We start from the raw sequence: 13,793 nt of genomic DNA on the forward strand, positions 1-13,793 counted from the left end.
CATACTTTCAGATCAACGGAGGGAATCCATGAGTTTCTTTAGAAAATTGAAGGAAAGCATCGCAAGCAAAACGGAATCGGTCACAAAGCAGTTCAAAGATGGCTTGGAAAAGACACGTAAAGGTTTTGTTGAAAAAGTAACGGACCTGATGATTCGCCGTAAAAAAATTGATGAGGAATTTTATGAGGAACTGGAAGAAATTCTGATCGGAGCGGACGTAGGCGTCAATACGGTTATGAACCTCATTGAAGACTTGCGGGGAGAAGTGAAAAAACGCAAAATCGAGGATGCATCCGAGTTACAGCCTGTACTGTCGGAAAAGCTGTCTGAGTTGCTACGGGGCAATGACAATAGTCAGCTCAAAATGAATCCAGACGGGATTACAGTCATTCTATTCGTAGGCGTCAATGGAGTCGGCAAAACAACGACCATTGGCAAGTTGGCTCATCGTTTTAAACAAGAGGGCAAAAAAGTATTGTTAGCCGCTGGCGATACGTTCCGGGCGGGCGCGATTGAACAGTTGGAGGTTTGGGGCCAACGGGCAGGTGTAGAGGTCATTAAACAGCAATCTGGCTCTGATCCAGCTGCGGTTATGTTTGATGCTGTACAGGCTGCCAAGCAGCGTCAAGTAGATGTTTTGTTATGCGATACAGCAGGACGTCTTCAGAATAAGAGCAATCTAATGGAAGAATTAAACAAAATTTTTCGCGTTATCCAGCGTGAAATTCCAGACGCTCCTCATGAAGTATTGTTGGTACTTGATGCGACGACTGGACAAAATGCACTTAACCAAGCCAAGCTATTTGGTGAGAAGAGCGGCGTAACCGGTCTGGTACTGACAAAATTGGATGGTACAGCAAAGGGTGGGATTGTCGTGGCCATCCGTCAGGAATTGAATTTGCCTGTTAAGCTGGTGGGCTTAGGTGAAAAAGTGAATGATCTTCAACCGTTTGATTCAGAACAATTCGTTCATGCCTTGTTCGCCGGTTTGATCCAAGAAGAGGCTGTCGAAGCAACTGTTACTGGCGAGGAAGAGCAGAACTAATCCGTTTGAGTAGGTTTGCTTATATGTCTGCGACTAAGCAGTGCTCCTGTTGCTGCTTAAGCCCGCCCAACTGTATAATGAAAGCAAAAGGTTTGATGATGCCGGATAAATTTCTTGTAAAAAAATATTACTCAGGAAGCCGGGTGAAAAACGATGGCAAACACCTATACTTATTCCCGACGGGAAGAAGTAGCTAACGCGATTACACATGGTATTGGAGCCGTTTTAAGTGTGGCGGCGCTTGTGCTGCTCATTGTTTTTGCTAGCATGAAAGGAACTGCTTGGCATGTCGTAAGCTTTACAATTTACGGGATTACAATGTTGTTGCTGTATACCAATTCCACGTTGCTTCATAGCCTGCGTGAAGGAAAATTGAAGGATTTGTTCGAAATATTCGATCATTCTTGTATTTACCTGTTCATTGCAGGTAGCTACACCCCTTTTATGCTCGTTGCATTGCGAGGCACTCTGGGATGGACGCTGTTTGGAGTGATTTGGGGGATCGCTTTGTTTGGTGTACTGTTCAAGGCGTTCTTCACCAAACGCTTTCTGTTTATGTCTACTGTGTTTTACATTATAATGGGCTGGCTCATTACCATTGCCTGGAATCCCCTGATGGCCATTGTTCCCGCCGGAGGGATGACGCTATTGTTCGTAGGTGGTCTTATGTATACGCTGGGCACGATTTTTTATGTGTGGCGAGCATTTCCATATCACCATGCAATCTGGCATCTGTTTGTTTTAGCAGGCAGCATACTTCATTTTTTGGCTGTTCTGCTGTATCTTACTCCGGTAAGGGTGTGAATGAGAGGGACAAAAAAGTCGATCTGTTTTCCCGTTTAAGGGTAGCGGATCGGCTTTTTTTTATATGACAAGGGATAACGCTTGACATCTTCTTTTCTTTTATGTATGATAAGGAACGTTGAAAAGAACTGTAAAGTGTTTTTCCTTGACGATGGAGGTATACACGATGAGTCAGGAGAATCGGCTGGAAAAGACAAACCGGATTAACCGACTGTTTGACTTCTATGAACCTCTACTTACAGAGAAGCAACAGATGTTTTTAAAATATTACTTCCATGATGATTTTTCTTTAGGGGAAATTGCATCGGAATTCCAAATTAGCCGTCAGGCAGTCTATGAACATATTAAACGTGCTGAACAGGTATTAGAAATGTATGAGGAAAAGCTTGGATTGCTAAGTAAGCATGAACGTAGACTCCAAGATTTAGAGGAGCTGAATGTGATGCTATATGATGCATTCGGTAAAGTTGGTAAGCCTGATGAGGAGACATTGCAACATGTCCAGCAAATTGTAAATCGCCTGCAGGAATTGTAGGATATATAAATGAAGAACTAACAACCCTGGTAGACAAGGAGGTGCGAAAGTATGGCATTTGAAGGATTATCGACTCGCTTGCAAAATGTATTCAGTAAATTGCGCGGCAAAGGAAAGGTGTCTGAGGATGATGTGGCTCAGGCAATGCGTGAAGTGCGATTGGCTTTGCTTGAAGCGGACGTTAACTTCAAGGTTGTAAAGGACTTTATTGCCAAGGTAAAGGAGAAATCCGTTGGTAAGGAAGTGATGGACAGCTTTACGCCAGGTATGGTCATTATCGACATCGTAAACAAGGAATTGACCGAGTTGATGGGTGGAAGTCAGGCCAAGCTTGCCAAAGCAAACAAACCGCCTACAGTCATCATGATGGTGGGTCTCCAGGGCGCAGGTAAGACGACGACGTCAGGTAAGCTGGCGAAGTTGCTGCAAAAGCAAAACCATCGTCCATTGCTTGTAGCTGGTGATATTTATAGACCTGCCGCGATCAAGCAGCTTCAGATTCTCGGTGAGCAGATTAATGCACCTGTATTTACATTGGGAGACCAGACAAGCCCGGTGGAAATCGCAAAACAGGGTATGCAGCATGCTAAGGATAATGGTAATGACTACGTTATTATAGATACTGCCGGTCGTCTTCATGTTGATGAAGAACTCATGGAAGAGTTGCGCCAGATCCATACTAATGTCAAACCGGATGAAGTTCTGCTGGTTGTAGATAGCATGACAGGACAGGACGCAGTTAACGTTGCGGAGCACTTTAACAATAGCCTTGAGTTAACGGGAGTTGTACTGACAAAGCTGGATGGCGACACTCGTGGTGGCGCGGCCTTGTCGGTTAAAGCTGTGACGGGATGCCCGATCAAGTTTGCTACATTGGGTGAAAAGCTGGATGCGATGGAGCCGTTTCACCCTGAGCGAATGGCTTCACGGATTTTAGGCATGGGTGACATGTTGTCCCTGATTGAAAAAGCGCAGTCCAACATCGACGCTGATAAGGCGAAGGAAATGGAACGGAAAATGCGCAATGCCGAGTTTACTTTCGAGGATTTTCTGGAGCAAATGGATCAGGTTAAGAAGCTTGGCCCGATCGACCAGATTCTCGATATGATTCCTGGTATGGGCAACATGAAGCAAATGAAAGACATCAAAGTGGATGACAAACAGATGGGCCGGATTGAGGCTATCGTTCATTCGATGACTACACAGGAAAAGCAAAACCCGGACATGATTAATCATAGCCGTCGCAAGCGGATTGCTGTAGGCAGTGGAACATCGCTGGCTGAGGTAAATCGTCTCATTAAGCAATTTGACGAAATGCGCCGTATGATGAAGCAGTTCTCAGATATGATGGGACCTAAGGGTGGCAAAAACAAGGCTCTGAAGCAGCTGAAGAGTATGGGCAAAGGTATGAAGTTTCCTTTCCGTTAAAAGGTCGATAGGCCTTTGGAGTTATGGGATAGCAATATACAGTCTACTTTTTGAAGGAGGTGAATTTTCGTGGCAGTTCGTATTCGTCTGAAACGTATGGGTGCACATAAAGCTCCTTTCTATCGCGTCGTGGTATCTGATTCTCGTTCCCCGCGTGACGGTCGTTTTATCGAAGAAATCGGTTACTACAACCCTATTACAGTACCAGCGGTTGTAAAAATTGATGAAGATAAAGCGCTGAAATGGTTGCAAGATGGTGCACAAGCATCCGACACTGTTCGCAACTTGCTTAGCAAAGCGGGCGTGTTGAAAAAGTTTCATGAGCTTAAAACACAGAAATAAGGTGCTGATACGGAGGGTCAACCATGGAAGAATTAGTGATAATCATTGCTAAGGCTTTAGTCGATCATCCGGATGATGTGACCGTGAAGACCTTGGAGAAGGATCGACTTGTAGTGTATGAGCTTAGTGTACATCCTGAGGATGTGGGCAAGATCATTGGCAAGCAGGGACGTATCGCCAAGGCGCTTCGCACTGTGGTTGCATCAGCAGCCGTTAAGATGGATAAACGGGTTACCGTAGACATCATATCTTAAAGATATACGAAAGTGGGTTAGGATGTATGTCCTAACCCTTTTTCGTACATGATGAAGATGATATGGAGCGGAACCGATCACATGCAGGAGGAACACGATGCAGCAAATGTTTAATGTCGGGAAAATTGTGAATACACATGGAATTCGCGGCGAGCTAAAAATACTAACGACAAGTGATTTTCTTGAGGATCGTTTTGCCAAGGGCAGCGAGCTATTGATTGTTCCTGCTGATGGTAAAGCACCGATTCCTGTAACTGTCGAAACAGCGCGTTTTCAAAAAAATATGGTTATCGTGAAATTTAAGGAATATCACAACATCAATGATGTTGAAAAATATAAAGGTACTTTGTTAAAGGTCTCTGCTGAGCGGCTAGGGGAATTGGAAGAAAACGAGTTCTATTTTCATGAAGTAGTTGGTATGGAAGTAGTAACGGAAGACGGAGCTGAGCTCGGTGTGGTAAAAGAAATTTTGACACCGGGAGCCAATGATGTATGGGTAGTCCAAATGCCTAAAGGTAAGGAACTGCTATTGCCGTATATAGAGGATGTTATTTTGGATGTAAACGTGCGTGAAAAACGGGTTACAGTACGGTTAATGGAAGGTCTGCTGTAATGCGGGTGGATGTACTGACCCTGTTTCCAGAGATGTTTGATGGAGTTTTTAATGCAAGCATTCTGGGAAAAGCAAGGGATAAGGGGATTGTATCACTGCAAGCGGTTAATTTTCGCCAGTATGCCGGTAACAAGCATGGGCAAGTGGATGATACGCCCTATGGTGGTGGGGGCGGCATGGTTTTGAAGCCTGACCCTATTTTTGCTGCCGTGGAAGAGCTGTTGGATAAATCAGAGCAACCAGCATTTGAAACTGCCGTTGAAGGTATTCGACATGAAGATGCTGAACATAACGCAGACATAAAAACTCCGCGTATTATTTTGATGTGTCCACAGGGAGAGACTTTTACGCAAAAAAAAGCGGAAGAGCTGGCCAAAGAGGACCATCTTATTTTTATATGTGGACATTATGAGGGTTATGATGAGCGTATTCGAGAGCATCTGGTGACGGATGAGCTTTCGATCGGAGATTATGTATTGACTGGTGGCGAGTTGCCAGCCATGGTCGTCATCGATAGTGTGACACGATTGTTACCAGGAGTGCTAGGTAATGAAACGAGTGCGGTAACAGATTCGTTTAGTACAGGGCTGTTGGAATACCCCCATTATACTCGGCCTGCTGAGTTTCGGGGCTGGAAAGTGCCAGATGTACTCTTATCAGGGCATCATGTCAATATTGACTCTTGGAGACGACAAGAGGCGTTACGTCGCACGATGGAACGTCGACCGGACTTGCTGGAACAGGCTGAACTGACAAGCAAGGAGCGCGCGTGGATTGAGGAGCAGCACCAATCGGACCGTTCGGGGGACAAGTGATAAAGCACTATTAACATGAGTGGATTTGAAAGCAGGCGGTGACCTGTTTTATAATGAAGTCAATTAAATAATGTTTGGTCAAATCCCTTTTTGTTGTTGCAATGCGGTAACCTCCATGATACAATACATCTGTTGTGTGTAATACGGTGGTCCTCTGTGGATGATGAAGGAAACGGAAGAGTTTCCAGAAGAAACATGAACACCTGTACGGAAGGAGGGAGTCATAGATGAATATCGTCCAAGCGATTACTGAAGAACAACTGCGTAAAGATTTGCCTAACTTTCGTCCTGGTGACACTTTGAAAGTGCACGTGAAAGTTATCGAGGGAACTCGTGAGCGTATCCAGTTGTTTGAAGGTGTAGTAATTAAACGCCGTGGTGGTGGAATCAGTGAGACTTTTACAGTTCGTAAAATTTCTTACGGTGTAGGTGTGGAAAGAACTTTCCCGCTTCATTCCCCAAAAATCGATAAAATCGAAGTGGCTCGCCGTGGTAAAGTGCGTCGTGCGAAGCTTTATTATCTTCGTGAACTGCGCGGTAAAGCAGCGAGAATTAAAGAAATTCGTCGTTAATACAACGAATAACGAAAGGGGCTTGGTTACAAGCTCCTTTCGTTTTTTCTACGTACATAGGGAACTGTGGATTATTGACCGTAAAGAGAGGACAGTGAGCTATGGAACAAGAAGTAGGACAAGGAGCTGTACAGCAGCCAACTGATCAGGATGGTACGCCCAAGCGTAAACCAAAAAATGAGATTTTTGAGTGGCTCAAGGCCATCATTATTGCGTTAGTGCTTGTCTTTTTAATCCGCTGGCTTCTCTTTAAGCCTTTTATTGTGGATGGCCCGTCGATGCAGCCTAACTTTCATACCGGAGAACGCGTCATTGTAAATGAGATTTTGTATGATTTTCGTGCTCCTAAACCGGGTGAAGTAATTGTGTTCCATGTCCCGGAAGAAAAGAGAGACTTCATCAAGCGCGTCATCGCCGTTGCGGGTGATACGGTCAAAGTAGAAGGTGACACGATTACAGTAAATGGTAAGCCGATTCAAGAACCTTATCTCAAGACTTCTTTGGAAGAAGCACATCAAAATGGCGAGCTTTACAACAAGTTTACCAATTTTCCAAATGAGAAATTTAAGGATGGAAAAGTGCCAGAAGGGCATATTTTTGTTATGGGCGATAACCGTTCCAATAGTACAGATAGCCGGATGATTGGATACATTGATTTGAAGGAAGTCGTTGGCCGGGCTGATGTCATTTTTTGGCCGGTGAAAGATATGCAGTGGATTAACCACTAGAAATAACTAATAAGCAGCATAGCTGCCGTAACCCTAACTAGGAGCCTAAGGGTAAATGTAGGGGTTACGCTCAATGGGGTGATGACGGTGACGATTCAATGGTTTCCTGGTCACATGACCAGAGCGCGCCGCCAAATTGAAGCAAAATTAAAGCTGATTGATTTGGTTATTGAGCTGATTGATGCTCGGTTGCCGCTTTCCAGCCGAAATCCGATGATTGATGATATTTTGCAAGGCAAGCCGCGAATGATTATTTTGAACAAGGCAGATTTGGCGGACCCTGTAGTATCACAGCAATGGATTGCCTACTTTAAGGAGCAGGGGCATGTAGCCTTTCCGGTGGATGCCTCGACAGGGACGGGGCTCAAAGAAATTCCGGTTCAGGCCAAGCTGTTACTTAAGGAAAAAATAGACCGGCAGATTTCGAAGGGAATGAATCCGCGTCCTATACGTGCTTTGATTGTCGGAATTCCAAATGTCGGCAAATCGACATTGATCAACCGAATGGCAGGACGTAATATTGCAGCTACAGGCGATCGTCCAGGAGTAACGAAGGCGCAACAGTGGATCAAGACCGGTGAAATTGAGTTGTTGGATACACCAGGTATTTTGTGGCCTAAATTTGAGGATCAGAACGTCGGCTATCGTCTGGCAGTTACAGGCGCGATCAAGGAAGAAATTCTAAATGTAGAGGACATTGCCTTTTTCGCGACAAAATATTTTGTCCAATATTATTGGGATACCATGGCAGAGCGTTTTGAGCTTACCGAACGTCCTGAGGATACAGAAAATCCAGATGATGTTGTGAGCGTTATGGAGGCTATCGGACGTAAACGTGGCTGTATTGTGAGTGGCGGGCGTGTAGATCTCGAAAAGGCGTCAAAAATTATTTTGCGTGAGCTGCGTGCAGGCAAGCTGGGACGATTCAGTTTAGAAGCACCATACTGATAATCCTAGTACACCCGATACAGAAGATTGCATTTTGTGGCAAGGAAGAACCTTCCTCCTCTCTCCGGAGAGGAGGAAGGTTTTTTGGTATGTAAAGGTATATAGAAAAGGGTTTTGAACGGTAGAGGTATGTGGTAAGCTGAATTCAATCGCTAGAGCTACGGCATGAGTGAAGCTTAAACTACGTAAAGATGGGCAGGTATTGAATATGGAAGCTAAAGAGAATGCAGTAAAGGACATGCTACACTATGAAAAAAAATGCTGGGAGCAATCTTGTGAGCGGATTGCAGGTATTGACGAGGTGGGGCGTGGATGTCTGTTTGGAGATGTTGTGGCGGCAGCAGTCATTCTGCCAGTAGGTGAGCTATTGGAGGGTGTAGACGATTCCAAAAAATTGACGGACAAGAAAAGAGAAGCCTACTACGAACTGATTATGGAGAAGGCAATCGCTGTAGGAATTGGTCATGTAGACGCGCGGATGATTGATGATATCAATATTAAACAAGCGGCTCGTTTAGCTATGAAAAAGGCTATTGAGGCTTTGCATGTGTCTCCCGATTATTTACTTGTGGATGCAGAAAAGGTAGATGTGCCTATTCCCCAGCTATCCATCATTAAGGGGGATGCGAACAGTCAGTCTATTGCAGCAGCTTCTATCATTGCCAAGGTGACCCGTGATCGGCTATGCAAAGGTGAATGGGATGCGAAATATCCGGAATATGGGATTGGTATACATAAAGGTTATGCTACCAAGTTGCATAGAGAACAAATTTTGGCGCTAGGGCCTACAGAAATGCATAGACGCAGCTTTCTGGGCAATTTGTTAACCGAGCAACCGACGTTGTTTGATCTGTAGGTACTTATTATGAATCAGGACAATACCGATATAAAATATATCTAATATTACAGGCCCTTTTGATAGGGGAAGAGCGAGGGGAGGGGCGATATGAACATCGGATCTGTATTCCGTGGATTACTTGGAGATGTGAAGGCGGGAGAGGCGAAAAAACTTGATATGCAGCCAGGCCAGGTCGTAAGAGGAGTCGTATTAAAGGTGTCTGAGGACGGCGACGAGGCAGTGTTGCAAATACAGGGTTCTCAGGTTAGGGCAAAGCTGGAGACCCCTCTTCAACCTGGACAGACTGCAACGTTTCAGGTACAGCCGGCTTCTTCCAGTGGAATGACTGTGCTTAAGCCTCTGAATGATGCTGCCAATATGCCACAGCAAACCGTAGCGCTGACAGATGTATTGGAATCGGTGGGACTGCCGGATACAGCTCAGAACAGAGAGCTTATACAAGCAATGCAAAAGAATGGTGTGCCGTTGACATCTGAAAATGCGGCTTCTTTACAAGAAGCCTTGTCGAAGCAAAGCGGAAATGTGCAATTGGGCACATTTGTACAGGCAGCGGCAGTTGCCTTTCAGCGGGGACTCCCATTAACAGCCGAAAGCATAAATGGATTGCGTCAAACGATGTTTGGGCCTCCTTTAAATGATCTATTGTCTTCCTTGGAGCAAGAACTTGAAGCGGTGTTAAAGCAGCAAGGACAGGGAACGCCCACTGACCGTTCAGTAGGAGAAGCAACAATAAAAAGCACTGACCGAACGTCAGCTAGTCCAACAGGTACTTCTTCTGTGGTGATTGCAGATGGAGAGGAAGGCCAAGCACTTACACTGTCGAAGGATGCTTTTGCCTCTGCCACTGCAAAGCAGGCAGAAACGGGACAACAAGCCACAGGCGGCAAGGAATTGTTAAAAGGGACTCAGGCAGCCAATCTTGCTGCTACAGTGAGCGAAGCGAGTGTTTGGGCTACAGATTCGGATACTCCGGCGGGATCTACTGCATTTGCAGCCAATGGGACTGCTTCAGAAGAACCGAAAGCAGTTAGCGGACGAGGAGCGACAGTGGTATTGGACGCTGGTGCAAATGCGCCTAAATCAGGCGCTGCTGACGCATTAAACGGCTCCCGCGTCAAAGCCGAGCAACAACAGCAAGCTACTGCGGCAGGTACGCAGCTTAAGGATGCCGATGGTGCTCCAGCTCCGGCCACGGCAGAGCCTGCGGGGGCGAAGTCTGCCTTAAACGTAGTCATGGCAGACCGTCCTTCTGCACAGTCAGCAGCTGGCTCTGCGCCGCCCTCCACGGCGGGCAACGCTGCTACGGAGGCTCCGATCCAGCGGCTGCGTCTACTGCTGCAAGAGCTGCGTGCAGCAGTGCCACCCGAACTGAGCACGGCTGCGCCAGATCAGTCCAAGGGAGAGGTAGCGCAGCCAGCGGCTGGCGCTTCGCGTACGGTAGATGCTACCGCTTCACAGCCTACGGCGACGAGCACGAAGATCAGCCCTATGGAGGATCCGTGGGTAGGCCGCGTGCTGAAGCTACTCGGTGCAGAGCACGAGCAGCAGGTACACCGCTCGACTGCACAGCTCGCGCAAGGGACGGCGGCACGTACGGAGCCGCCCGAGGGAGTGCGGCAGACGCTGCCGGGATTAGCGGCTACGGCAGACGACTCCGTGTCAGCGGCCGCAGACACCGTAAAAGGGGCACTACTCCAGCTAATGAGCAGTGACGACCTGCCGCCTGCTTTGAAAGAGGCGGCACAGCAGGTTGTACAGCACCTGACAGGCCAGCAGCTGCTGCTCAATACAGACCGAACGGCGCCTTTTGCACAAGTGCATATGTTTATACCGTTTATTGGACCGGACGGTCGTGAAACAGCTACAATCCAGATTCAGTCCCGCCGCGGCAAACGCGGAGAACTGGATGCCTCCAACTGTCGACTTTGGTTTGATTTGGACATGAAAGGGCTTGGTCCGACGCTGGTGGATGTGCAGGTTGTAGATCGGATTGTAAGTCTCAAGCTTCATAATGATCAGGATTGGGCGGCTTCGCTGCTAACCAGTGGACGTGAGTCCATTCGCACCGCGCTGGAGTCGCTAGGCTACCAACTTCTAACGTTGCGAACCGAGCCTATGCCCGTAAGGACTGAACAGAGCAGCCCTGCCTCTTCCGAGGTACAAAGCTATGTGCCTCAGCCGTACAAAGGAGTCGATCTTAAAATATGAAAGAGCCCTTGGAACCTCCTTCACCTTCCATGAAGAAGGCGGTCGCCCTTAAATATACGCCCGGTGAGAGCGAAGCGCCGATTGTCGTTGCCAAGGGGAGCGGCCGCATTGCGGACAGTATTTTAGAAAAAGCCAAAGAGCATGGCGTTCCTGTTCAGGAGGATGCTGCGCTGGTTGAAGTACTGTCCAAACTTGATTTGGACGAGCAAATCCCAGCTGAACTCTATCAGTTGGTAGCAGAGGTGCTAACCTATATTTATCAAATGGATCGGCTTGCTCCAAGAGATGACTGGTGATGGAGTATGACATGAAGACGAGAGGCAAGGATCAACGGAAAGCCAAAGGAGCAATGGGAGAAGAGGCTGCAGCTTTGTTTTTAGAAACCCTGGGTTATCGTATCCTAGACCGCAATTGGCGATGCCGCAGTGGGGAAATAGATCTGATTGCCAGGCAGGAGCACATACTCGTGTTTATTGAAGTACGTAGCCGAAGTAGCTCCAAATATGGAACACCAGCAGAATCAGTTACTCCGCGTAAAATCACCCAGGTTCGTCAAACAGCCGCAGTATACTTGCATATGAACGGAATTGGAGATGCTCCAATTCGTTTTGATATGATTTCTGTACGATTATCTGATGAAACGGCTGTGGTTACGGACCATTTTATAGATGCATTTTAAAAGAGTAAGAACTTACGAAGGTTGGAGCGCAGGACTGAATTCATATGTACAGGTTGACAGAAAGGAAAGCTGCAGGTATATTTTATTGAGAATAGTTATCATTTTCATTCTATAATGAATATCTAGTCGTTGTACCTGTGAAGGAGGATTTACGTGACAAAGCATACCTTTAGTGAACATGTCATAGATGTAATTCAGGAACGCCGGACGATTAAACGATTCAAATCTGACTCTATCCCGGTAGATACGATTAAAGAACTACTGGACGTCGCGGTATGGGCTCCTAATCATAAAATGCGTGAACCGTGGCGCTTTCTGTTGTTTGCTGGTGAGGGACGGAGAAAGCTTGCAGAGGCAATTGCCGCCGATATCGGTAAGGATAACAAGTTTGAAAGTGGGATTTTACACAACCCGATACAGCTTTTAGTGGTGATGGAAGAAGACCCGCGTCAAGCGGTTTGGGATGAAGATTTTGCAGCGGTCAGCGCGCTTGTACAGAACTTTATGCTTGCTGCATGGAGCAAAGGAATCGGAACGTTTTGGGTGACAAAACCATTTCTGTATTCGCCTAAGTTCCGTGATTGCTTGGGAATTCAACCAGGTGAGAAGGTAATTGGAATGATATATGCAGGCTATCCTGATGTTATCCCGGAATCAAGATCCCGTACTCCAGTAGCCGATAAGCTAACCTTGATTGACAAATAATCTGTCGTCAGATAAGCTTAGTTGAGGGTTTGAAATTAGGGTTGAGAGCTAAATTTAGAACATTATATTTTTTTGCAATGAATGAAAATTTGGAAGCACTTTTTTTCATATAGGCAATGATTCCCCAGAGGAACATTTCAATATGAGAAGAGGTGCTTTTTGATATGTATAAAAAATTACATGGAACGTGTCTATATGGGATAGATGGCGTTCTGATCGAAGTTGAGACTGATTTGTCCAATGGCTTGCCTCAAACCGCGATAATCGAATTGCCGGATTCAGCGATTCGAGAGGCAGTAGAGCGTGTGAGAGCAGCAATCAAAAACTGCGGATTCAAATATCCATCCCAGCGTGTCACGATTAACTTAGCTCCTGCTGATTTGCGTAAGGAAGGCTCATCTTTTGATCTTGCCATCGCTTTAGGCTTGCTGACAACCAGTGAGCAGGTGTTTTACCGGTGGGGGAACGAACGCTGTTTATTGGCGAGCTGGCGCTGGATGGCAGCATTCGTCCTGTGATGGGGTGTTGTCCATGGTTGATCTGGCCAAGCGAGAGGGATTCGATTCCGTGCTGCTTCCTCAAGAAAACGCAAGCGAGGCACGTCTAATTACGGATATACGTATTTACGCTATACGTCATACGCCATCTAGTGCATCTTATTCCGGTTAATGATCATGCACAAGGCACTCCGGACGGCCAAGTGATGGAGTTCCTTAATCTTCATTTGTAGCGTGGCAATCCGCTTGAGCAGCTCTCCGTCGTTTTTCGTTCGCTCACTTCAATCAAGTTTACGAGCATAGCCCTGACTTCGCGGGGCTTTTTTTATTGCTACTGATAAAGATGGTCATTTTTTCCAATCTGTTTGTCTGTTTCGGTTCTATAAAAACTAGCATATTCTATATTATTACAAAAGAAGGGAAGTTGATTCGAATGGGAAAAGTAAATTCTTCTAGAAAAATTCTGAAACCTACGCGTCGCCTAAGAACTAAAGCAGGTACCGCATTCATTTTTAGTCTCAACAATGTAGGTCCGAATTTGTTCCAAAGTCGCTTGAACCTGGCTGGGTTTGTTAATTCCTCAAGTAGGGTACTTGTCTCGATCACGGAAATTGGTATTTTTGGCGGTCAAGTTAAGCCGTTTCAAGGAGCTGCTACCATGACGATCCATAACGTCGTTCCGCATGACGACGGTATAGTAATTGTACGTGGGAATACTGGCTGGGGTAGTCCCCTCAATATACGACTTTCAGTCGTGGTTT

At 46.3% G+C, this 13,793-nt stretch carries 16 protein-coding genes and 1 pseudogene; all 17 read left to right on the forward strand.

The features are described 5' to 3' along the window. The first annotated feature begins 28 nt into the window (after window positions 1-28). Window positions 29-1,045, forward strand: a complete 1,017-nt coding sequence (gene ftsY / locus MKX36_RS09210; protein WP_107734255.1) for a signal recognition particle-docking protein FtsY — start codon at window positions 29-31, stop codon at window positions 1,043-1,045. Window positions 1,046-1,198: 153 nt separating this feature from the next. Continuing rightward, entirely contained in the window at window positions 1,199-1,849 is a 651-nt protein-coding gene (gene trhA, locus MKX36_RS09215) for a PAQR family membrane homeostasis protein TrhA (protein WP_013370644.1), read from the forward strand. Window positions 1,850-2,015: 166 nt separating this feature from the next. After that, a complete protein-coding gene (ylxM, locus tag MKX36_RS09220; protein WP_025364639.1) occupies window positions 2,016-2,384 on the forward strand; it encodes a YlxM family DNA-binding protein in 369 nt (122 codons plus the stop codon). A 51-nt stretch (window positions 2,385-2,435) separates the two neighbouring features. After that, window positions 2,436-3,812 (forward strand): signal recognition particle protein, encoded by a 1,377-nt coding sequence (gene ffh / locus MKX36_RS09225; RefSeq protein WP_017427912.1) that lies wholly within the window; start codon window positions 2,436-2,438, stop codon window positions 3,810-3,812. A 69-nt stretch (window positions 3,813-3,881) separates the two neighbouring features. Beyond that, a complete protein-coding gene (rpsP, locus tag MKX36_RS09230) occupies window positions 3,882-4,154 on the forward strand; it encodes a 30S ribosomal protein S16 (protein ID WP_013370647.1) in 273 nt (90 codons plus the stop codon). Window positions 4,155-4,177: 23 nt separating this feature from the next. Continuing rightward, window positions 4,178-4,408 carry a KH domain-containing protein gene (locus tag MKX36_RS09235; protein WP_013370648.1) on the forward strand — a complete coding sequence of 77 codons (231 nt, stop codon included), beginning with the start codon at window positions 4,178-4,180 and terminating at the stop codon, window positions 4,406-4,408. 97 nt (window positions 4,409-4,505) lie between these two features. Beyond that, window positions 4,506-5,021: a ribosome maturation factor RimM gene (gene rimM / locus MKX36_RS09240; protein ID WP_045243861.1), complete on the forward strand. Its 516-nt coding sequence runs from the start codon at window positions 4,506-4,508 to the stop codon at window positions 5,019-5,021. Then, window positions 5,021-5,836 carry a tRNA (guanosine(37)-N1)-methyltransferase TrmD gene (trmD, locus tag MKX36_RS09245; RefSeq protein WP_340864568.1) on the forward strand — a complete coding sequence of 272 codons (816 nt, stop codon included), beginning with the start codon at window positions 5,021-5,023 and terminating at the stop codon, window positions 5,834-5,836. The genes rimM and trmD overlap by 1 nt, the downstream gene beginning before the upstream one ends. 227 nt (window positions 5,837-6,063) lie before the next feature. After that, window positions 6,064-6,408 carry a 50S ribosomal protein L19 gene (gene rplS, locus MKX36_RS09250; protein WP_007429998.1) on the forward strand — a complete coding sequence of 115 codons (345 nt, stop codon included), beginning with the start codon at window positions 6,064-6,066 and terminating at the stop codon, window positions 6,406-6,408. A 101-nt stretch (window positions 6,409-6,509) separates the two neighbouring features. Next, the gene (gene lepB, locus MKX36_RS09255; protein ID WP_016819281.1) at window positions 6,510-7,136 is read left to right on the forward strand and encodes a signal peptidase I; all 627 of its coding nucleotides are present in this window, start codon (window positions 6,510-6,512) and stop codon (window positions 7,134-7,136) included. Window positions 7,137-7,223: 87 nt separating this feature from the next. Next, window positions 7,224-8,084, forward strand: coding sequence for a ribosome biogenesis GTPase YlqF (ylqF, locus tag MKX36_RS09260; protein ID WP_026065473.1), 861 nt, complete (start codon window positions 7,224-7,226; stop codon window positions 8,082-8,084). Window positions 8,085-8,292: 208 nt separating this feature from the next. Then, the gene (locus MKX36_RS09265; RefSeq protein WP_080561206.1) at window positions 8,293-8,940 is read left to right on the forward strand and encodes a ribonuclease HII; all 648 of its coding nucleotides are present in this window, start codon (window positions 8,293-8,295) and stop codon (window positions 8,938-8,940) included. Between the two features lie 90 nt (window positions 8,941-9,030). After that, entirely contained in the window at window positions 9,031-11,151 is a 2,121-nt protein-coding gene (locus MKX36_RS09270) for a DNA ligase (RefSeq protein WP_340864569.1), read from the forward strand. Next, window positions 11,148-11,447, forward strand: coding sequence for an EscU/YscU/HrcU family type III secretion system export apparatus switch protein (locus MKX36_RS09275; protein WP_016819285.1), 300 nt, complete (start codon window positions 11,148-11,150; stop codon window positions 11,445-11,447). Before MKX36_RS09270 ends, MKX36_RS09275 begins: the two co-directional genes overlap by 4 nt. Next, entirely contained in the window at window positions 11,447-11,830 is a 384-nt protein-coding gene (locus MKX36_RS09280; protein ID WP_340866091.1) for a YraN family protein, read from the forward strand. Before MKX36_RS09275 ends, MKX36_RS09280 begins: the two co-directional genes overlap by 1 nt. Before the next feature lie 153 nt (window positions 11,831-11,983). Beyond that, window positions 11,984-12,535, forward strand: coding sequence for a nitroreductase family protein (locus MKX36_RS09285; RefSeq protein WP_031463315.1), 552 nt, complete (start codon window positions 11,984-11,986; stop codon window positions 12,533-12,535). Between the two features lie 164 nt (window positions 12,536-12,699). Beyond that, a pseudogene (locus MKX36_RS09290) lies at window positions 12,700-13,238 on the forward strand (magnesium chelatase domain-containing protein); the annotation flags it as partial. Window positions 13,239-13,793: the final 555 nt, after the last annotated feature.

Origin of the sequence: Paenibacillus sp. FSL W8-0439 (assembly GCF_038008995.1) — a bacterium.
In the GTDB taxonomy this organism is placed as follows: domain Bacteria; phylum Bacillota; class Bacilli; order Paenibacillales; family Paenibacillaceae; genus Paenibacillus; species Paenibacillus polymyxa.

Excerpts from the sequence above, each read along its gene's own strand:
- MKX36_RS09265 (WP_080561206.1), top strand. The coding sequence starts at position 8,293 with ATGGAAGCTAAAGAGAATGCAGTAAAGGACATGCTACACTATGAAAAA.
- ffh (WP_017427912.1), top strand. The coding sequence starts at position 2,436 with ATGGCATTTGAAGGATTATCGACTCGCTTGCAAAATGTATTCAGTAAA.
- rplS (WP_007429998.1), top strand. The coding sequence starts at position 6,064 with ATGAATATCGTCCAAGCGATTACTGAAGAACAACTGCGTAAAGATTTG.
- ylxM (WP_025364639.1), top strand. The coding sequence starts at position 2,016 with ATGAGTCAGGAGAATCGGCTGGAAAAGACAAACCGGATTAACCGACTG.
- trhA (WP_013370644.1), top strand. The coding sequence starts at position 1,199 with ATGGCAAACACCTATACTTATTCCCGACGGGAAGAAGTAGCTAACGCG.
- MKX36_RS09275 (WP_016819285.1), top strand. The coding sequence starts at position 11,148 with ATGAAAGAGCCCTTGGAACCTCCTTCACCTTCCATGAAGAAGGCGGTC.
- lepB (WP_016819281.1), top strand. The coding sequence starts at position 6,510 with ATGGAACAAGAAGTAGGACAAGGAGCTGTACAGCAGCCAACTGATCAG.
- trmD (WP_340864568.1), top strand. The coding sequence starts at position 5,021 with ATGCGGGTGGATGTACTGACCCTGTTTCCAGAGATGTTTGATGGAGTT.
- MKX36_RS09235 (WP_013370648.1), top strand. The coding sequence starts at position 4,178 with ATGGAAGAATTAGTGATAATCATTGCTAAGGCTTTAGTCGATCATCCG.
- ftsY (WP_107734255.1), top strand. The coding sequence starts at position 29 with ATGAGTTTCTTTAGAAAATTGAAGGAAAGCATCGCAAGCAAAACGGAA.
- MKX36_RS09280 (WP_340866091.1), top strand. The coding sequence starts at position 11,447 with ATGGAGTATGACATGAAGACGAGAGGCAAGGATCAACGGAAAGCCAAA.
- rimM (WP_045243861.1), top strand. The coding sequence starts at position 4,506 with ATGCAGCAAATGTTTAATGTCGGGAAAATTGTGAATACACATGGAATT.
- MKX36_RS09270 (WP_340864569.1), top strand. The coding sequence starts at position 9,031 with ATGAACATCGGATCTGTATTCCGTGGATTACTTGGAGATGTGAAGGCG.